Source organism: Candidatus Polarisedimenticolia bacterium, assembly GCA_035764505.1.
In the GTDB taxonomy this organism is placed as follows: Bacteria; Acidobacteriota; Polarisedimenticolia; order Gp22-AA2; family AA152; genus AA152.
In genome coordinates, this window is record DASTZC010000094.1 from 1 (window position 1) to 18,563 (window position 18,563).

The following is an 18,563-nucleotide window of genomic DNA, read 5'->3' on the forward strand; positions in this document are numbered from 1 at the left end:
GCCGGCGCTCGTTCGAGGACGGAATGCGCAGCTCCTCCCGGTACTTGGCGACCGTGCGTCGCGCAATCTGGAGACCTTCGTCGCCCAATGCCTTGGCCAGGGCCGAATCGGAAAGCGGCCGGCCGGGGCTTTCCTCGGCGACGAGCTTCTTGATCCTCTCCTTGACGGCAAGCGACGAGACGTCCTCGCCCTGCACGGAGGCGATGCCGGAATGGAAGAAGAAGCGCATTTCGAAGAGACCGCGGGGCGTGTGCATGTACTTGTTGTTGACCACTCGGCTGACGGTGGATTCGTGCATCTGGATGTCGTCGGCGACGTCCTTGAGGACCAGGGGCCGCAGGTGCTCGAACCCCATGTCCAGGAACCGCCGCTGGAAGTTCACGATGCTGCGGGCGACCTTGTAGATGGTGCGCTGGCGCTCCTCCAGGCTCTTGATCAGCCGCAGGGCGGAGCTCAGCTTCTCGCGCACGTAATCGCGGGCCTCGCGGCTGACGGTGGTGTTGCCGCGGTCCACCATGCGCCGGTAGAAGGAGCTGACCCGCAGGCGCGGCAGCCCCTCCTCGTTGAGCACGATGGTGTACTCGCCGTCGACCTTGACCACGTAGACGTCGGGCACCACGTAGTTCGACCGGTGGGCGTTGTACTTCTTGCCGGGCTTCGGATCGAGCTGGCGGAAGATCTCCAGGTGCCGGTGGATCTCCTCCTGCGAGCAGCCCAGCGCCTGCGCCAGCTCCTTGATGCGGCGCCCCTGCAGCAGATCCATGTGGTCCCGCACGATCGTCTCCTGCGGGGTCTCCTCCATGTCCAGCGCCCGTATCTGGATCAGCAGGCACTCGCGCAGATCGCGCGCCGCCACGCCCGTGGGATCGAACTCCTGGACCTGCGCCAGGACCCGCTCGATGTCGGCGGCGTCGCACCCGACCATCGACTGGATCTCCTCGACCGTGGCCTTCAGGTAGCCATCCTCGTCAAGGTTGCCGATGATGGCGCGGCCGATCTCCTGGTCCTTGCCGTCGGCGAGGTTCATCGCCGCCTGCCACAGCAGGTGATCGGACAGGCTCTGCGGCCGGGTCAGGATGTTCTCGAGCGGCGGCGCCTCGATCTCCTCGGAGGGGGCGCGCGGCTGGTAGCCGGCGTCCAGGTAGTCCTGGAAGTAGGACTGATAGTCGATCTCCTGGAACGAGTCCTGCCCTTCGGCCGGCTTGGCGTCCGCCGCGGCGGCCGGCTCGTCGGTGCGCACCTCCGGCTCGGGCGCCTCCCCTTCGCGCGGCTCCTGCCCCTCCTCCAGGACGGGGTTCGCGGTGAGCTCCTGGTTGATCTCCTCGACCAGCTCCAGCTTCGACATCTGCAGGAGCTTGATCGCCTGCTGCAGGGAAGGCGTCATGACCAGCCGCGTGGCCAGCCGCATGTTGAGCTTTTGTTCCAGCGCCATGATCCTTCCTCAGTTCAGCCGGAAATTGTCGCCCAGGTAGACTTCCCGCACCTTGGCGTCGGAGGCCAGCTCGTCGGGCGCCCCCTTCCGGAAAATCTCGCCGGCCGCGATGATGTAGGCGCGATCGGTGATGCGCAGCGTCTCGATGACGTTGTGGTCGGTGATCAGGATGCCGATCCCTTTCTGCCGGAGCTGCTGGATGATCCGCTGGATGTCGGCGACCGCCAGGGGATCGATGCCGGAGAAAGGCTCGTCGAGCAGGATGAACGATGGCGAGAGCACCAAGGCCCGGGCGATCTCCGCGCGCCGGCGCTCGCCGCCGGAGAGCGCGTAGGCCGGAGAGCGGGCCAGGTGGGCGATCTTGAGCTCCTCCAGGATGGCGCGCGCCCGATCGCGGATCTCGGAGGCGTTCAGATCGAGGGTTTCCAGGATCGCCAGGAGGTTCTCCTCCACCGTCATCTTGCGGAAGATCGAGGCCTCCTGCGGCAGATAGCTGATCCCCTCGCGCGCCCTCAGGTACATCGGCAGCCGGGTGATATCATGCCCCCCGAGCAGGATGCGCCCCCGGTCCGGGCGGACCAGGCCAAGGATGCAGTAGAACGTTGTCGTCTTGCCCGCCCCGTTGGGTCCCAGCAGTCCGACCACCTCACCCCCCTCGATCGAGAGCGACACGTCGCGGACGACCTGCCGTCCCTTGTAGGATTTGCTCAGACCTTCAACGTCCAATTTTCGACTCAAGCCCGGGAGTGTCCTTTTTCTTCGGATCCAGCGTGATCCAGGTGCGTCCCCCGTCCGAGCGCTCGGTGAGCACGCGGTTTCCTTTCAAATCGAACTGCAGCGTCTTTCCCTTGAGCGTGCGTCCCGACGCCCGGTCCACGACCTCCGCCAGCCCCGCGTCGGTCTGCATCTCCGCCATGTCCTGGTCCGGGAAGTAGACGAGGCGATCGGAAGTTCCGGTGTTCGCGAGATGCGTGAAATGAACGTCGCCTTCCGAGAGGATGCGCGTCACCTTGCGGCGCCCTTCGGAGGGATCGTTCAACGTCACGTGCATGCGCTCGGAGGTCACGGTCGATTCGGCGCGCGTCATCTTGACGCTGTCCCGGAAATGGATCACCCCTTCCGCTTCGCCGTATTCCATGGCGGAAGCGACAATCAGCGTGGGGCTCGGGGCGGCCGTTCCCGGGCCTGCCGCCGCATCGTTGCCGACGAAGCGGCACAGGACGTTGCGATAGGCCTTCATGCGGTGATCGCCGAACCTCAGGATGACCTCCTCGGCCTGCAGCGAGTCGTCCCCCTGCCAGCCGCGCACGCTGCCGGCATAGCGCGCCAGATCGCCTCCCTCCTCGAGGGTCAGGCGATGGGCCTGGAAGAAAATCGGCTCGCGCGCGCTGAAATACGAGGGCGTGTCGCGTGAGCCCGGCTCGCGCCCCTTCATCGAGGTTTTCACGTCGCCGCGCGCCTCCAGCTCGTGGCTGCCCGGCGACAGGTCGATCTCCTGCGCCGCGATGCGCGAGCGGGCATCCGACACCACCGGATCGCCGCGCAGCGAGACCCGATCCTGCGGCGCGTCGGCCACCATCGTCTCGGAGGTGCCGCGGATCCCGGAGGCGTCCACCCGGCAGTTGCCAAGCGCCTCCACCCGGTTCAACCGGCCGCTGTCCAGGAAGGAGGCGAGCAGGCTGTCGGCTTCGAGGGTGGCCGGGACCGGTGGATTGCCGGAGAGGATCGTGGCGTTGACGTTGCCGTACGCTTTCAGCGCCACGAGGCGCTTGTGATCGGAGCTGAAGTTGAGCTTCAGGTAGTTTCCCAGGAACGATTCCGACCCACGGACCAGCCGGACCGACTCGTTGAAGATCGCTTCGCTGTCGTTGAGCGACAGGGTCATGTCGGAGCTCGTAATCGTGGCCGGCTCGGCGCCCGGCTCTTGCGGGCTCACCGTGACGTGGACCTCGGCGGGGATCTTGAGCGATCGGACGCGCGTCAGGTAGTTCAGGCCGCGGCCCGTCCCGGTCAGCGAGTCGGTCTCGAAGGCAATCTCGTCGGGAGTGAAGATGGCGTCGCGGTCTCCGTCGAAATAGAGGCTCGGAGTGCTCAGCTTGAAGCCGTTCTTGCCCTCCAGCTTCACCGACCCCGAGAGGTGTGCCCGCTTGTCGGCCATGTCAAACTGCCCCGTCTCCCCGCTCAGCGCCAGGCGCTCGCCGTCCTCGCCGTAGACCTCGAGGTGCACCCCCCGCAGGAGCTTCTTGTCGCCCACGAACCCGGTCACCTGATCGGCCTTCAGGCGGAAGGCGTCGCGCGCTCCCTTGGTGCCGGTGATATCGAAATTCTCGGAGAGGTCCACGACCTGCTCGGCCGAGACCTCCGGCGGACGCGACAGCGCGATCCGGACGGCTCCCTCCTCTTTCTTTCCGAAGCTGAGAAAAAGGACGATGCCGAAGGCGAGCAGGAGCGCCACGATCACGACGCGAAGAGCGGTGATGAGTCTGAGGGGCCTGAAATTCACCCGGTCGGTCCCGGATGCGGACATGCCTCCTGCTCCTTCCGCGCTCGAGGGAAATATAGGAACTCCCTTTTGTTTTTTCCAGGCCGGGCGGAGGCTTAGCGCCCCTGGAATCTCGCTTTCCGCTTCTCCAGGAAGGCCTGGGTCCCTTCCTTCATGTCTTCGGAGGCGCACAGGACCGAGAACAGCGTCGCCTCGTAGTCCAATCCGTCCCGCAGCGGCATCTCCAGGCCGCGCGCCACAGCCTCCAGCGCATAGCGCACCGCCAGGGGTCCCTTCGAGAGGATGGCGGATGCCACTCCCTCGGTTTTGGCCAGGAGCTCCGCCGGATCCCACACCTGGTTGACCAGCCCGATGCGCAGCGCCTCCGCCGCGTCGATCATCTCACCCGTGAGGATCAGCTCCTGCGCCTTGCCGCGCCCCACCAGGCGCGCGAGCCGCTGGGTGCCGCCATATCCCGGGATGATTCCGAGGTTGACCTCGGGCTGCCCGAAGCGGGCGGTCGCGGCGGCGAAGCGCAGGGTGCAGGCCAGGGCGATCTCGCAGCCACCCCCCAGCGCATAGCCGTTCACCGCCGCCAGGACGGGCTTGCCCAGCGTCTCAATACGGGCGAACAGCCGCTGGCCGTAGCGGGCATAGTCACGCCCCTCCACCGGGGTGAGCCGCGCCAGCTCGCCGATGTCGGCGCCGGCGATGAAGGCCTTGCCGCCCGATCCCGTGAGGATGACCGCGCCTACCTCGGGATTGGCCGCAAACTCCTCGAAGGCCGCTTCCAGCTCTCCGAGCGTCTCGCGGTTCAAGGCGTTGAGCTTCTCCGGACGGTTGACGGTCACCCGGCCGATCCGATCCTTGCTCTCCACGATGAGGTTCTTGTAAGTCATGGGTTCTTCCTCGCCGCGCGGGCGATCTCAGGACGTGAGCCGCTGGTTGGGCACCGGGGGATCCTGCGAATAATCGTAGAAACCCTTGCCCGTCTTGCGCCCGTGCATCCCTGCCAGCACCATCCTCTTCAGCAGCGGCGGCGCGGCGAAGCGGGGCTCCTTGAACTCGTCGAACATGATGCCGGCGATGTAGTAGGTGGTGTCCAGCCCGACGAAGTCGAGCAGGGTGAACGGACCCATGGGATGGCCGCATCCCAGCTTCATGCCGGCGTCGATCTCCTCGATGCTCCCCACGCCGCTCTCCAGGGCGCGGATGGCGTCGAGAATGTAAGGGACCAGCAGGCGGTTCACGATGAAGCCGGTGCGATCCGAGGTCCGGATCGGGACCTTGCCGGCGGCCCGCACGAACTCCAGCGCCACCTCCTCCGCCTCCGGCTCGGTGACGATGGTCCGGATCACCTCCACCAGCCTCATCAGAGGGACCGGGTTGAAGAAGTGCAGGCCGACGAAGCGGCCGGGGCGCGCGGTGGCGGTCATCATCTCGGTGACGCAGAGCGAGGAGGTGTTGGTCGCGAAGACGGTGCGGGGAGAGCAGACCTTGTCGGCCCGGGCGAACAGCTCGCGCTTCGCCTCGAGGTTCTCGGTGATCGCCTCGATGACCAGATCGCAGCCTTCGAGATCGCGGATCTCCGTGGTGCCCTTGAGACGCGCCATGATCCGGTCCTTCTCTTCCGCCGTCATCTTCCCCTTCTCGACGCCGCCGCGCAGGAAGCCGTCCAGCCGCTTCATCCCCTTGTCGAGGAGATCCTTGGAAACCTCCAGGACGACGGTCGAATAGCCTGCCTGCGCGGAAATCTGCGCGATCCCCGATCCCATGAGCCCCGATCCCACCACTCCGACGCTGCGAATCGTCATGATCTCCCCTCGCGGTCCCGCATCGGACCACGGAAAGCGCGCCGGCCTCAGCTCCGGCCGGCCGACTCCACGATGATGGCAATCCCCTGCCCGCCGCCGATGCAGGCCGTCGCCAGCCCGAAACGGCCGCCGCGGCGGCCCAGCTCCAGCAGCAGCGTCAGGATCAGCCGCGTGCCGGTGGCCCCAAGGGGATGCCCCAGGGCGATGGCCCCGCCGTTCACGTTGACACGCTCCCGATCCAGACCCAGGTCCTTCTCCACGGCGAGGTACTGCGCCGCGAAGGCCTCGTTGACCTCGACCAGGTCGATCTCCTTGAGCGACAGCCCCGCGGACTTCAGCGCCAGACGCGTCGCCGGCACCGGGCCGATGCCCATGATGCTCGGCTCGACGCCCGTGATTCCCCAGGCGATCACCCGGCCGAGAGGCTTGCGGAGCGGATCCTTGCTTGCCGCCACCACCACCGCGGCGCCGCCGTCCACGATCCCGGAGGCGTTGCCCGCCGTGACGGTGCCGTCCTTGCCGAAGGAAGGTGAGAGCTTCGAGAGCCCTTCCAGCGTCGTCTCGGGCCGCGCATGGTCGTCCTCGCTCACGACGAATTCCTTGCGCCCCTCGGTCACCGTCACCGGAACGATCTCATCCGCAAACCGTCCCGCCTCCTTCGCGGCTTTGGCGCGCTGCTGGCTCAGCAGCGCGAAGGCATCCTGGTCGCGGCGCGAGATGTCGCGCTCGCGGGCAATCTTCTCGGCCGTCTGCGCCATGTACAGCCCGCAGTGCGAATCCATCAGGGCCACCATGAGGGAATCCTCGAGCTTTCCTTCCCCCAGACGGAAGCCGGTGCGGGCGCCGCGGATCACGTGCGGGGCCTGGCTCATGTTCTCCATGCCGCCCGCCAGGACCACGTCGGCCTCCTCCAGGCGGATGAGCTGGGTCGCGGTAATCACCGACTGGATGCCGGAGCCGCACAGGCGGTTGATCGTCAGGGCAGGCACTTCGATGGGGAGGCCCGCCTTGAGCGCCACATGGCGCGCTCCATAAACCGCGTTGCCGCTGGTCTGCTGCGCGTTGCCGATGACGGCGTGATTGAACTTGTCGAGGGGGACGTGCGACCTCTCGATGGCGCTTTTGGCGGCGAGGGCCCCGAGCTGTACCTCGGTGAGGCTCCTGAAGCGCCCGTTGTACTCGGCCATGGGGGTCCGAGCACCCGCCAGAACCCATGCTTCTCGTGCCACCCTTCACCTCCTCAGCGCCTTATGGACGCGCTAAGCTAAAGCAGGTGCACATCTTAGCAGACGCAATTTGGGGATGCAAGCCCGAGGCCAACCCAATTTCAGCGGCTGGGTCGGAGGTCAGCGCTGCGAGAAGAAATCCGTGCGGGACTTGTGCACTTTCTTACGGTAATCGTCGCCGGTGATCTCGATCGTCCGGCACATCTCGTGAAGCCGCGAGCGCATCCGGTCGGAGATTTTCTCCGACAACGTGGCCTCTTCCTTCCCGGGAGGATCGTCCTGGTAATTAGTGGTCAGGATGGTGGTCCGCATCTGGTTGTAACGTGTGTTGATCACGTGTGAGAGAGTATCGGCGACCCAGGCGGAGGGCTTGCGCGCGCCGAGATCGTCCAGTACCAGGACCTCGCAGCTGAACACCGGCTGGAGCAGCGCCATCTCGGTCAGGTCGGAGGCGGCGTTGTAGCTATTCTGGATTTCCTTGAGCAGGTCCTGGAAATCGATGAACAGACAGCCGACCCCCTTCTCGTGGATCAGGTGGTTCATGAGCGCCACGGCGAGGTGCGTCTTCCCAACTCCCGGCGGACCCATCAGGAGCATCCCGTATTCCTGCACCGGGTACTCGCGGGCGAAGCGCTCGATTTCCTGCTTCGCCAGCCGCTGCCGGTGTGAGAAGGCATGGTAGCTCTCGAAGCTGCAGCGCTCAAAGCGGGGTGGGATGCGCGCCGACTCGATGAGGCTGCCGGGGCCGCGGCTGCGGGCGCACTCGCATGGAACGGCGCGGGAGGCGCCGCCGATCCCCTCCTCGACCCGGAACCCCTCGTCGAGGCAGATCGGACAGCGCGGCGACGGCGATTCCATGCGAACCTCAGTTCAGGTAGCCGCGCAGCTGCTGGCACTTCTGCGAGCGGTTCAGCTTCTCCAGCGCCTGGGCCTCGATCTGGCGGATGCGCTCCCGCGACAGGCCCATCATCTCGCCGATCTCCTTGAGGGTCTTCGGCTCCTCCTCGCCCAGCCCGAACCGCAGCCGCAGCACCTTCTCCTCCTTCGGGTCGAGCTCGTCCAGGCACGCCGCCAGATGGGTCTTCAGCGAATCGCGCAGCAGCTCCTCGTCCGCGGAAGGGATCTGGTCCTGCTCGAGCTTGTCGGAGAGATGGAAGTCGTGCTCCTCGTCGATGACCGTCGACAGCGACACATTCTCGTCGGAGACCTGCAGGAGGTTGGTCACCTCCTCCACCTGGATCTCCAGCTTGCGGGCGATCTCCTCGGCGGTCGGGGAGCGCTCCAGCTCGAGCGTGAGCTGGGAGATCGTCTTGCCGATGCGGTAGAGGAGGTTGGCTTGCTTCTGGGGTAGCCGGAAGGCACCGCTGTGGTCCGACAGGGCGTGGACGATCGCCTGACGCACCCACCAGACGGCGTAAGTGATGAATTTGACGTTCTTCGTCGGGTTGAAGCGCTTGGCGGCCTCGATCAGACCGATGTTCCCCTCGTTGATGAGATCCAGGAACGACAGTCCGCAGCCCCGGTACTTCTTGGCGAAGCTGACCACGAACCTCAGGTTCGCCTCGACCAGCTTCTGCAGCGCTTCCTTATCCCCCTTCTCCTGGATGAGACTTCCGAGGACCTTCTCCTCGTCCGGCGTGATCCTCTCCAGCTTCGAGATCTCCTGGAGATATTTCTTCAGGGTCTCCGATGAGACCCGCTTCCGGATGACGTTTTCCTCTTCCATCTCACCCCTTCTTGAGCGGGACCACTCTCGAGGGCGGCGACTTCATCAGGGCATGCGGGGATCGCTGTGAGGCTTCTTCGCGGCGCTTGGCCAGCTCGTCGCGCAGGGAGGCCAGCAGGCGGTTGAAATCCTTCTCCATGCTGTCCATCGCCTCCTGCATCTTGAGGATCACCTCGACGCCGGCGAGGTTCACCCCAAGCTCGCGGGTCAGACGGAGGATGCGGGCCAGGCGCTCCAGGTCTTCGTCCGAGTAGAGCCGCGTGTTCCCGTCGGTGCGCGAGGGCTTGAGCAGGCCTTCGCGCTCGTACAACCGGAGGGTCTGTGGATGGACGTCGAAGCGTCGCGAGACGACGCTGATCATGTAATAGGCTTCCCGGATTTCCTTTTTCTTCATCGATCGGCTCGCGGGACATGCCGCCCGGGGCGGCGTATGTTACTACGAATGGGCCTTCAGATGGACGCGCAAATCCTGACCTTCGAGCGGCCCCAGCTCGCGCAGCAGCGCGCGCGTCTTCTCGTCACGCACCTGCGGCGTGACCACCTTGACCTCGACGATCTGATCGCCGCGACCGGGGCCTTTGAGCGAGGGCGCCCCCTTTCCTTTCAGCCGCAGCTTCTGGCCGCTCTGGGTGCCGGGCGGAATCCTGATGAGCGCCGGACCGTCGATCGTGGGCACCTCGACTTTGGCGCCCAGGCCGGCCTCGGAGAAGGTGACCGGCACCGTGATGAGAATCTGATCGCCGGCGCGTGAGAAGTAAGGATGGGGCTCGACCTGGATCTGGATGTAGAGATCGCCGGGAGGTCCGCCCTGGCTTCCCGCCGCTCCCTTGCCGGCCAGGCGCACGCGCGATCCTGTGTCCACACCGGCGGGAATCTGCACGCGGACGCGCTCCCGCCGCGACGTTTTGCCCGTCCCCGCACAGCGGCTGCACGGCTCTTCCTGCAGCTTCCCGGTCCCGCCGCAGGTCGGGCACTCGGAGGTGAAGCGGATGCGTCCGCCGCGGCGCTGTATCTTTCCCGTGCCCTCGCAATCGGGACAGACGCGCGGCCGGGCGGAGCGGACATGCCCGCTGCCGCCGCACTGATCGCACGGAGCCTCGCGCTCGAGCTCGAGGGAGGTTTCCAGGCCTTTGAGGGCGTCGAAGAAGCCGATGCGGAAGGTGGTGACCCGGTCTTCTCCAGGCGACGGGCCGCGCTGCTGGGTGCGCGATTGCCGGAACAGCTCTTCGAAGATGTCGGAGAAGCCGCCGCCACCGCCGAAGGCTCCGGCGTCGAAATCGAATCCCGCGGGACCAGGTCCACGCCCGAAATCTCTGGGCCCTCTCCCGAAGTCTCCCGGCGGAGGCGGTGCGGCGGGCCCGGAAGCCGAGCCGGTCTGGTCGTAGCGCCGACGCTTCTCGGAATCCGAGAGGACCTCGTAGGCCTCGGTGATGCGCTTGAACTGCTCTTCCGCCGTCCGGTTTCCGGGGTTGAGATCGGGATGGCACTTGCGCGCCAGGCGCTTGAAGGCCTTCTTGATCTCGGCGGCGGAGGCCTTGCGGCCTACTCCGAGCACCTTGTAATAGTCCAATAGGCCTTCTTCCCGCCTCAGGAGATGCGGCCCGTCAGCGGATCTTGATGCGCACCGCGCTCTCTCCTGCTTCGCGCGATTTGGGAATGCGGATGTGCAGGATCCCGAGCTTGTACTCGGCCAGCGCCTCGGAGGCCTTGACGCCGGGCGGCAGCGGGAAGGAGCGCTGGAAGACGCCGTAGGAGCGCTCGATGCGGTGGTAGTTCTCCTGCTGGATCCCCTTCTCGAGCTTTCGCTCTCCCTTCAGGGTCAGCGTGTTGTCGACCAGCTTGATGTCGATCTCCGAGGCGGACAGTCCCGGCAGCTCGGCCGACACCACCACGAACTCGGGGGTCTCGTAGATGTCCACGGCGGGGGCCCAGGTCCCGGCGTCCGCCGCGCCCCCGTAGCGCGAGCGCGACATGGCGTTCTCGATGATCTTGTTCATGCGGTCTTTCAGGGCCAGCAACTCCTGAAGCGGGTCCCACTGAACGACGGTCATGCCTGCCTCCCCGGCGTGCGCCGGCTTACTTCTTTCCCTCGTCCACGTCCACGTACTCCGCGTCGATGACATCCTCACCTTCGCGGGCCGGCTCGCCGGTCCCGCCTGGGGCCGCATTCGGCTGGCCTCCCGGAGCCTCGCTGCCCCGCGCCGAGGCGGCCTGCTGGTACATCAGCTCCGCCATCCGGTGCGACGCCTTCATGAGGTCCTCGGTGGTCTTCTGGATCCGGTCGACGGCCCCTTCCGCAATCGCCTTCTTCACCTCGTCCACCGCGGCGCGGATGCGCGTGGCCTCGTCGGCGGGAATCTTCTCTTTGTTCTCATCAAGGAGCTTCTCGGTGCTGTAGACCAGGTTGTCGGCCTTGTTGCGCGCCTCGACCTCTTCCTTCTTCTTGCGGTCCTCGTCGGCGTGCGAGGCCGCCTCGTTCACCATCGAGTCAATCTCGCTCTTCGCCAGGCCGCTGCTGTGGGTGATGGTGATCTTCTGCTCGCGGCCGGTGCCGAGATCCTTGGCCGACACGTTCACGATGCCGTTGGCGTCGATGTCGAAGGTCACCTCGATCTGCGGCACGCCGCGCGGTGCCGGCGGGATGCCGACCAGATGGAAGCGGCCGAGGGTGCGGTTGTCCCGCGCCATTTCGCGCTCCCCCTGCAGGACGTGCACCTCGACGCTCGTCTGGCTGTCGGCGGCGGTGGAGAAGATCTCGCTCTTGCGCGTCGGGATGGTCGTGTTGCGCTCGATCAGCTTGGTGGAGACTCCGCCCAGGGTCTCGATGCCCAGCGACAGCGGTGTCACGTCGAGAAGCAGCAGGTCTTTCACGTCCCCGCCCAGCACGCCCGCCTGCACCGCGGCCCCGATGGCGACCACCTCGTCGGGATTGACCTCCTTGTTGAGTTCGGTCTTCTTGAAGAAGGTCTTGACCATCTCCTGGATCTTGGGAATCCGGGTGCTCCCGCCGACCAGCACCACCTCGTCGATGTTCTCGGGCTTCAGTCCGGCGTCTTCCAGCGCGCGGCGGCACGGCGGCAGCGAGCGCTCGAAGAGATCCGCCGCGAGCTGCTCGAACTTGGAGCGGCCCAGCTTCAAGAGGAGATGCTTTGGTCCGGTGGCGTCCGCCGTCACGAAGGGGAGGTTGATCTCCGTCTCTCCGGTGGAGGAGAGCTCCATCTTCGCCTTCTCCGCCGCCTCCTTCAGGCGCTGCAGGGCCATCCGGTCCTTGGAGAGATCGATTCCCTGCTCCTTCTTGAACTCGGCGACGATCCAATCGATGATGCGCTGGTCGATGTTGTCGCCGCCCAGGTGCGTGTCGCCGTTGGTCGACTTCACCTCCACGACGCCCTCGCCCACCTCCAGGATCGAGATGTCGAAGGTGCCTCCCCCGAAATCGTAGACGGCGATGATCTCGTTCTTCTTCTTGTCCAGCCCGTAGGCCAGTGCGGCGGCGGTGGGCTCGTTGACGATGCGCTCGACCGTGAGCCCGGCAATCTTCCCGGCATCCTTGGTCGCCTGGCGCTGCGCGTCGTTGAAGTAGGCCGGGACGGTGATCACGGCGCGCGTCACCTTCTCGCCCAGGTAGTCTTCCGCCGACTGCTTCATCTTCTGCAGGATGGCCGCCGAGATCTCGGGGGGCGAATACTGCTTGCCGCGCACCTCCACCCGAGCATCGCCGTTCTCTCCGCCCACGACCTTGTAGGGGACCATCTTCATCTCCTCGCTCACTTCGTCGTAGCGCCTTCCCATGAAGCGCTTGATCGAGAAGATGGTGTTCTCCGGATTGGTCACGGCCTGGCGCTTGGCGACCTGACCCACCAGACGCTCGCCTTTGTCGGTGAAGGCCACCACCGAAGGCGTGGTGCGGGTGCCTTCCGCGTTGGATATGACGACCGGCTTTCCGCCTTCCATGACGGCGACCACCGAGTTCGTGGTGCCGAGATCGATGCCGATGATCTTGCTCATTCCTTCTCCTCCTTATGCCGTTTCCGGATGCATCGGGATGCTGAGTGCATCGGCATTATAGGAGTTGAGCGTAACATTGTCAAGTATCAACAATAACAATAAAACTTTTATTGTCTTACATTTAGAAAATATATCAGTGCATCGACGTCGTCGATCGCAACGAAAGCGTCGGATCCGCGACCCCCGCCCGGTCCTTGCCCTGGAGCTCGAATCCCCCGGCCAAGGGTCGGTACAGATACTCCGATCCCCAGGGATCCTTGAGATCGGCGGAGCGCAAGAGTCCTCCCAGGACGAGATAATTGAGGTCTTTCGGGAATCCCTTGTTCTGGAGAAAGTAGACCTGCAGCGCGTAGCGAATCCGCTCCATCCGGCTCAGGCTCGCCTGCCGCAGGAGGCTGGCCGACACCGGGTCGCCCAGCTGCAAAACCGCCAGCCCGTTGAGCGGGTTGTGCACCGCCGTGGCGATCGAGCCGGCGGCGAGCAGCAACACGACCAGCGTGAGAGCCGAGCGCTTCTCCCTCGACGCCGCGCGCTCCACCCCCGCCGGCGCCGCAGCGGGCACCGTCACCGGCGCAGCCGCGGGTGCCGGCTTGACGGCAGCTTTTGCCGGCGCTGCGGGTCCGGATACAGGCGCCGGCACGCGCTCGATCATGTGCCGGCCGATGAGCTCGTACAGGACCCTGCTGGTGTCGAACTCGCTGTACGGCGTGCTCTCCACGAGGTCCTGGACCGATCGGATGCCATCCACTTCGTGCAGGACGATCTTGTCCTCGCCGGTGAGAACCGGTCCGGAGCGATCGGTGCCCGCGAGCGCCTTCTCAGCGGCTCCCGTCCTGCGGTAGATCCCGGTGAACGGACCGATGCGCTCCTCGATCATCGGCCACTCGTCCAGGATCCGCGCCCCTTCCATCAGAATGCTCTCGGCGCTGAGCGGCTCTACGTTCTCGTGGTCGTAGTCGAGCTTCTGATCCTGAGCGAAGTGGTAGGCCCCGTCCCGCCAGCGGAACAGCCGGTATATCGACTGCGTCACCTGGATTCGCAGCGCCTCGCGGATTGCCTGCTGGCTCACCGCCCTCTGCTCCACCAGGATGCTGCCCAGCCGCTTCATCGTCTGCTTCTGGACCTTCAAGGCATCCTGCAGCTGCTGCTGGGTGATCTGGCGCGATTTGACCAGGACCGTTCCCAGCCGGTCCTCCAGCCGCTTTGGCAACGAATCAGCGGCCACCACGCTGCCGTCCAGGAAGGAGACGGTCACGGTTTCATCCCTGCCCTTGAGCGTCAGCACACCCGTTTTCTTCTGCATCCCGATGAGCTGGAGGATGTCGGCCAGGCTGAAGTCCTTGAGCGTTCCCTGCAGCGCCATGCCGTCTCAGCTCCTCTTCTCGAAAGCCAGACTGTTCGCCAAAAGCCAGGCCATTCCTATCATCGCGACCGCCAGGAGGCGCACCGCGAGGGTGGCGTCCATGACCGGGATCCCCGGATAGGCCAGCGTCCGCCCCGCCAGCAGCAGCGAAGCGCCACCGATGCAGGCCAGCCAGAGCAACGCCGCCCCCCAGAAGGTGCGCCCGCCATGGATCTGCCCCGCCCCCGGCAATACCAGCGACACCAGCCGCCGTGAGATCCATTCCCAGCGCTCGTGCGCCGCGACCTTGCGCTCTCGCCGGCCGCGCGCGTCGGGCGCGATCGGATCCTTCAGGACGTACAGGTGCCGGCAGGCGGTGCACATTCCATCTTCGCGCCGCATCCCCACCTGGCATTTCCGGCAGAAGGGCTCGCCGCAGCGGCGGCAACGCTGCGCCCGGCCCAGCCCCCACGACCGGCCCAGAACCGGCAGCGCCAGGCAACCCAGAATCCCGAGGGCCCCCGCCAGCGCCATCGGCGAGATCCAGGGCCGGATCCAGGACCGTGTGGCCGGCCGGTGGGGCGCTATCTTCTTCTGCATCTCCTGGACTTCCGCCGCCGAGTAGCCGGCTTCCACCGGCTGACGTCCTCCGTCCTCCGATCCGGAGGCGAGCGTCGAGGTGATCAGGGCATTGTCCAGCTCCCGCGCTCGCTTGAAGGCCTGGTCCGCCTCCTCCAGGCGCAGCGCCCCCTGCAGCGCCAGCGACAGGTTGTAATAAGCGATTGCCGATTCGGAATCGGCCTGGGTGGCGTGCCGGTACTCGTCGACCGCCTGCGCGAACTGATCACGCGAGTAGAACAGGTTCCCCGAGTTGATCCAGGCCCGGGCGTTGCCGGGTTCCATGTGCTGCACCTGCCGGTATTCCTGCAGCGCCGCCTCCGCCGAGCCGCTCGCGTGGTAGGCCTGGGCCAGGAGGAAGTGATAGAGGCTCACCCCGGGCTCCTGTGCCGCCAGCTTCTCGAGATAGTCGGCGCGATCCGGGTTCGCCGAGCCGGCCGACTCGAGCAGGATTCTCCCGGGGGGATTCGTGGCGCCGGCCGTCTCGCGGTCCACCCAGAACAGGACCGGCAGCGCCACCAGCAGGCAGAGGGAAGCGACGAAGCTGAGCACACGCTCCCGCCGGGTCAAGTAAGGCAGCGCCAGGATTAGAAGGTAGGCGAGGAGCCACCAGCCGGACAGCCACAGAAACACCGGCAGCAGGCAGATGGCCCAGGCAGCCGCCCGGGCCGCGGGGGCCGACAGACGCTTCAGGCCCACCTCGTAGAAATCGTGATGGCCGAGGCGGATCGTCCGCAGGGTACCCAGGAGAATCCACAGGCAGGCCGCCGCCACGCTCCCCAGCAGGAGCGCCATGACCAGATTGCCCAGCAGCGCCGCCCGCGCCGGAGGCTGCCGCAGCGACGCGCGCAGACCTTGCAGGAGGGCGCCGGCCGCTCCCAGGAAATCGCGCTCCTGGCTCCACAGCGTCCGCGCCACTCCGAAATAGGCCCCCGGATCGTCGGGGGAGAACTCCGAGGCGAGGTGAAAGCTCTCCAGCGCCCGCGTCCGGTTGCGCGCTGAAAGCGCCCGGTTCCCTTCCGCCAGGAAGGCGCCCGCCATGTCGGAGGCGATCGGGCTTCCCTCGCGGCGCAGGATGTCGCGCATCAGGTCCACCTGGCGTCGCGCGGCCGCCAGATCGTTCTTCTCGAGCAGCGCCTTGCGGCGCAGCCACAAATCGGCGAGAGACTCCTGCACTCCGGCCGCCGCGGCGGAAACGGACCGCGCGGGGCGCTGTTCCGGAGCCGGCTCTCCGCCGGCGGGAAGACGGATTACCTCGGGAGCCTGCGCGTCCCGGGCGTGGGAAGGGAACGCGCCGGCGAACAGCACGAGCAGAAGCGCGCCGGCGGCGGCGCTAACCGTCCGGAGCAGCGGGAAGGAGTTCTCGGGCTGGGGTTTTTCGTCCAGCGGCCCCGCTCCTTTTCGGAAGAGCTTTCGAGGAGACTCACCGCCGCGGAGCGGCGGCCCTTCGGGAGAATTCGACCTTCAGGTGATACAGGAGATCCTCGAGCGTGCGCTGCTCCTCGCCGCTGAGGTTCCCTTTCGTCTTTTCCTTGAGCATGCCCAGGATCTCGATCGTCTGGCGCGCCTCTTCGAGGCTCACCTCGACGACTCCGGTCGCCGGGTTCCGCTCTCCCGCCATCTGGTGCAGCGCCACCTGCGCCAGGTAGCGAATGAAGTTCTCGAAGCCGATGGCGTGCGGATCGGAGGCCGTGGCGGCGTCCTCGCTCCTCGCGGCAGGAGCGGGCTTTTCCCGCTTCGCCTCCGTCTTGGGCTGGTCGGGAGCCCGCCGCTCCCCCGCCTGGGTGAAGCTCCGGCGGTCGGTGACTTTGATTTCGTCCGTGTTTCGCTTCTGATCTTCCGACATGTCATTTCCCGCAGCTCGCGCGGCGATGCGCGCCTCGTCCGCCTCCTCGCAAGGGCGTGGATGTTAGCACCCTCTCAAAGCCCAATTCAAATCCTCTCTTGCCCGCTCCAACGGGCTTGGATAGACTCCCAGCCTTCCGATACCAAGGAGAACGACGTGGCCTCATCGATCGATTCCTTGCTGCAGATCATGGCGAGGCTGCGCGGGCCGCAGGGCTGCCCGTGGGATCGCGAGCAGACCCTCGAGACGCTGCGCACCTTTCTTCTCGAGGAGGCGCACGAGGTCCTCGAGGCGATGCAGGGCGATGAGAGGGAGGCACTGCGCGAGGAGCTGGGGGATTTGCTGTTCCAGATCGTCTTCCAGGCCCGCATCGCCGAGGAGCTGGGCTGGTTCGACTTCGAATCGGTGGCGGCGGCGATTGCCGACAAGCTCATCCGCCGCCATCCGCACGTCTTCGGCGAGGATCGGCTCGACACCGCCTCCGAGGTCGCCGTGCAGTGGGAGGAGCTCAAGGAGCGCGAGCGGCGCGCGTCGGCCGATCCCTCGCGTCTCAAGGGGGTCCCCCGCAGCCTGCCGGGCCTGCTGCGCGCGCTGCGGCTGTCGCAGAAAGCGGCGCACGCCGGGTTCGAATGGCCGACCACCGCGGAGGTCTTCGACAAGGTGCGCGAGGAAATCGGCGAATGGGAGAGCGCGCGCACCGCGGGCGACCGCGAGGCCGCGTCCCGCGAGCTGGGGGATCTTCTCTTCAGCCTGGTGAATGTCGCCCGCAAGGAAGGGCTGGATCCCGAAGCGGCGCTGCAGGGGAGCAACGATCGCTTCCAGCGCCGCTTCCGCGACATGGAGCGGATGATGGCGGATGCCGGCGAGACCGCCGAGTCGCTGTCGCTGCAGCGCTGGGACGAGCTATGGCGGGAGGCGAAGGCGCGGGAGTGAGCGCCGCGCCTGCGCTTCGGGCTCAGAGGAACTTCGACTGCCCGAACCGGCCGAGCTTGCGGAACTTCTCGTAGCGCGCCTCGCGCCGGCTCGCCGGGTCGAGGCGCACCAGCTCCTCGAGCTGGCTGGAGAGCACGGAGTCGAGCAGCTCGGCAGCGCGCTGCGGATCGGCATGCGCCCCGCCCACCGGCTCGGGGACGATCTCGTCCACGATCCCCAGCTCCTTGAGGTCGCCGGCGGTGATGCGCATGGCGCGGGCCGCCTCGGGCGCTTTGGCGGCATCGCTCCACAGGATGGCGGCGCACCCTTCGGGGCTGATGACCGAGTAGATCGAGTGCTCGAGCATGTTCACCCGGTCGCCCACGCCGATCGCCAGCGCCCCGCCGCTTCCTCCTTCCCCCGTCACCGTGACGATCACCGGGACCGACAGCCGCGCCATCTCGCGCAGGTTGATGGCGATCGCCTCGGCCTGTCCGCGCTCCTCGGCGCCGCGCCCCGGGTAGGCGCCGGGCGTGTCGATGAAGCTGAACAGCGGCCGGCCGAACTTCTCGGCCATCTTCATGATGCGCAGCGCCTTGCGGTAGCCGTCGGGGCTGGGCATGCCGAAGTTGCGCCGGATCTTCTCCTTGATGTCCCGCCCCTTCTGATGCCCGACCAGCGCCACCGGCATTCCCTGGTAAGTGGCGAAGCCCCCGACGATGGCGGGGTCGTCGGCGAACTTCCGGTCGCCGTGCAGCTCGATGAAATTGGCGAACAGCATCTGGATGTAGTCGAGGGTGTAAGGGCGCTTGGCGTTGCGCGCCACCTGCGCCTTCTGCCAGGCGGTGAGGCTGGAGTAGATTTCCCCGCGCAGGTCCTGCAGCTCGCGGCGCAGCCGGTCGCGCTCCGCCGAGCGGTCCTCGCCGCCGGGGATCCCGGTCAGGTCCTCGATGCGCTTCTCCAGCTCCTGGATAGGGTGCTCGACGTTCTCGTCCTCACGCGGCAACGTGTCGCCCTCCCTCAGGCCCGGGGATGATAGTCGTGGTAGATGCGTCGCAGCCGCTCGCGGTTGACGTGCGTGTAGATTTGGGTGGTCGAGATGTCGGCGTGTCCGAGCATCATCTGGACCGCGCGCAGATCGGCGCCATGCTCGAGCA

The 18,563-nt window shown here is 66.4% G+C and carries 18 protein-coding genes; 1 reads left to right on the forward strand and 17 read right to left on the reverse strand.

The window, feature by feature from the left end; all coding sequences use genetic code 11:
• The 15 genes from rpoN to VFW45_06440 form a co-directional block, all read right to left on the reverse strand.
• Positions 1-1,432 (reverse strand): RNA polymerase factor sigma-54 (gene rpoN / locus VFW45_06370; GenBank protein HEU5180395.1); only part of this gene is annotated, 1,432 nt, incomplete at its 3' end.
• A gap of 9 nt (positions 1,433-1,441) precedes the next feature.
• Positions 1,442-2,170 (reverse strand): LPS export ABC transporter ATP-binding protein, encoded by a 729-nt coding sequence (gene lptB, locus VFW45_06375; protein ID HEU5180396.1) that lies wholly within the window; start codon positions 2,168-2,170, stop codon positions 1,442-1,444.
• Positions 2,148-3,959, reverse strand: a complete 1,812-nt coding sequence (locus VFW45_06380) for an LptA/OstA family protein (protein HEU5180397.1) — start codon at positions 3,957-3,959, stop codon at positions 2,148-2,150. Before VFW45_06380 ends, lptB begins: the two co-directional genes overlap by 23 nt.
• Before the next feature lie 71 nt (positions 3,960-4,030).
• Positions 4,031-4,813, reverse strand: coding sequence for an enoyl-CoA hydratase-related protein (locus VFW45_06385; GenBank protein HEU5180398.1), 783 nt, complete (start codon positions 4,811-4,813; stop codon positions 4,031-4,033).
• 27 nt (positions 4,814-4,840) lie between these two features.
• On the reverse strand, positions 4,841-5,728 hold the full coding sequence (locus tag VFW45_06390; protein ID HEU5180399.1) for a 3-hydroxyacyl-CoA dehydrogenase family protein: 888 nt from the start codon (positions 5,726-5,728) through the stop codon (positions 4,841-4,843).
• A gap of 47 nt (positions 5,729-5,775) precedes the next feature.
• Positions 5,776-6,957, reverse strand: a complete 1,182-nt coding sequence (locus VFW45_06395; GenBank protein HEU5180400.1) for an acetyl-CoA C-acyltransferase — start codon at positions 6,955-6,957, stop codon at positions 5,776-5,778.
• 117 nt (positions 6,958-7,074) lie between these two features.
• The gene (locus VFW45_06400; GenBank protein ID HEU5180401.1) at positions 7,075-7,812 is read right to left on the reverse strand and encodes an ATP-binding protein; all 738 of its coding nucleotides are present in this window, start codon (positions 7,810-7,812) and stop codon (positions 7,075-7,077) included.
• Positions 7,813-7,819: 7 nt separating this feature from the next.
• Positions 7,820-8,680 (reverse strand): RNA polymerase sigma factor RpoD/SigA, encoded by an 861-nt coding sequence (locus VFW45_06405; protein ID HEU5180402.1) that lies wholly within the window; start codon positions 8,678-8,680, stop codon positions 7,820-7,822.
• A 1-nt stretch (position 8,681) separates the two neighbouring features.
• Positions 8,682-9,074: a helix-turn-helix transcriptional regulator gene (locus VFW45_06410; protein HEU5180403.1), complete on the reverse strand. Its 393-nt coding sequence runs from the start codon at positions 9,072-9,074 to the stop codon at positions 8,682-8,684.
• Positions 9,075-9,116: 42 nt separating this feature from the next.
• Positions 9,117-10,250: a molecular chaperone DnaJ gene (dnaJ, locus tag VFW45_06415; GenBank protein HEU5180404.1), complete on the reverse strand. Its 1,134-nt coding sequence runs from the start codon at positions 10,248-10,250 to the stop codon at positions 9,117-9,119.
• Between the two features lie 34 nt (positions 10,251-10,284).
• Positions 10,285-10,731 (reverse strand): Hsp20/alpha crystallin family protein, encoded by a 447-nt coding sequence (locus tag VFW45_06420; protein HEU5180405.1) that lies wholly within the window; start codon positions 10,729-10,731, stop codon positions 10,285-10,287.
• A gap of 25 nt (positions 10,732-10,756) precedes the next feature.
• The gene (gene dnaK / locus VFW45_06425; GenBank protein HEU5180406.1) at positions 10,757-12,688 is read right to left on the reverse strand and encodes a molecular chaperone DnaK; all 1,932 of its coding nucleotides are present in this window, start codon (positions 12,686-12,688) and stop codon (positions 10,757-10,759) included.
• A 133-nt stretch (positions 12,689-12,821) separates the two neighbouring features.
• Positions 12,822-14,051 carry a DUF4388 domain-containing protein gene (locus VFW45_06430; protein HEU5180407.1) on the reverse strand — a complete coding sequence of 410 codons (1,230 nt, stop codon included), beginning with the start codon at positions 14,049-14,051 and terminating at the stop codon, positions 12,822-12,824.
• Between the two features lie 6 nt (positions 14,052-14,057).
• Complete coding sequence (locus tag VFW45_06435) at positions 14,058-15,824, reverse strand: tetratricopeptide repeat protein (protein HEU5180408.1); 1,767 nt, start codon at positions 15,822-15,824, stop codon at positions 14,058-14,060.
• A 247-nt stretch (positions 15,825-16,071) separates the two neighbouring features.
• Entirely contained in the window at positions 16,072-16,494 is a 423-nt protein-coding gene (locus VFW45_06440) for a DUF1844 domain-containing protein (protein HEU5180409.1), read from the reverse strand.
• A 156-nt stretch (positions 16,495-16,650) separates the two neighbouring features.
• Between VFW45_06440 and mazG the strand changes: the two genes are divergently transcribed.
• Positions 16,651-17,427, forward strand: a complete 777-nt coding sequence (gene mazG / locus VFW45_06445; protein HEU5180410.1) for a nucleoside triphosphate pyrophosphohydrolase — start codon at positions 16,651-16,653, stop codon at positions 17,425-17,427.
• 22 nt (positions 17,428-17,449) lie between these two features.
• On the opposite strand, the gene VFW45_06450 is transcribed toward mazG, so the two are convergent.
• Complete coding sequence (locus VFW45_06450) at positions 17,450-18,412, reverse strand: acetyl-CoA carboxylase carboxyltransferase subunit alpha (GenBank protein HEU5180411.1); 963 nt, start codon at positions 18,410-18,412, stop codon at positions 17,450-17,452.
• Between the two features lie 14 nt (positions 18,413-18,426).
• Positions 18,427-18,563 (reverse strand): tyrosine-type recombinase/integrase (locus VFW45_06455; GenBank protein ID HEU5180412.1); only part of this gene is annotated, 137 nt, incomplete at its 5' end.

Coding starts and splice junctions, on each gene's coding strand:
- VFW45_06380 (HEU5180397.1), bottom strand. CDS start 3,959: ATGTCCGCATCCGGGACCGACCGGGTGAATTTCAGGCCCCTCAGACTC.
- VFW45_06430 (HEU5180407.1), bottom strand. CDS start 14,051: ATGGCGCTGCAGGGAACGCTCAAGGACTTCAGCCTGGCCGACATCCTC.
- VFW45_06405 (HEU5180402.1), bottom strand. CDS start 8,680: ATGGAAGAGGAAAACGTCATCCGGAAGCGGGTCTCATCGGAGACCCTG.
- VFW45_06420 (HEU5180405.1), bottom strand. CDS start 10,731: ATGACCGTCGTTCAGTGGGACCCGCTTCAGGAGTTGCTGGCCCTGAAA.
- VFW45_06390 (HEU5180399.1), bottom strand. CDS start 5,728: ATGACGATTCGCAGCGTCGGAGTGGTGGGATCGGGGCTCATGGGATCG.
- dnaK (HEU5180406.1), bottom strand. CDS start 12,688: ATGAGCAAGATCATCGGCATCGATCTCGGCACCACGAACTCGGTGGTC.
- VFW45_06440 (HEU5180409.1), bottom strand. CDS start 16,494: ATGTCGGAAGATCAGAAGCGAAACACGGACGAAATCAAAGTCACCGAC.
- VFW45_06385 (HEU5180398.1), bottom strand. CDS start 4,813: ATGACTTACAAGAACCTCATCGTGGAGAGCAAGGATCGGATCGGCCGG.
- VFW45_06410 (HEU5180403.1), bottom strand. CDS start 9,074: ATGAAGAAAAAGGAAATCCGGGAAGCCTATTACATGATCAGCGTCGTC.
- VFW45_06400 (HEU5180401.1), bottom strand. CDS start 7,812: ATGGAATCGCCGTCGCCGCGCTGTCCGATCTGCCTCGACGAGGGGTTC.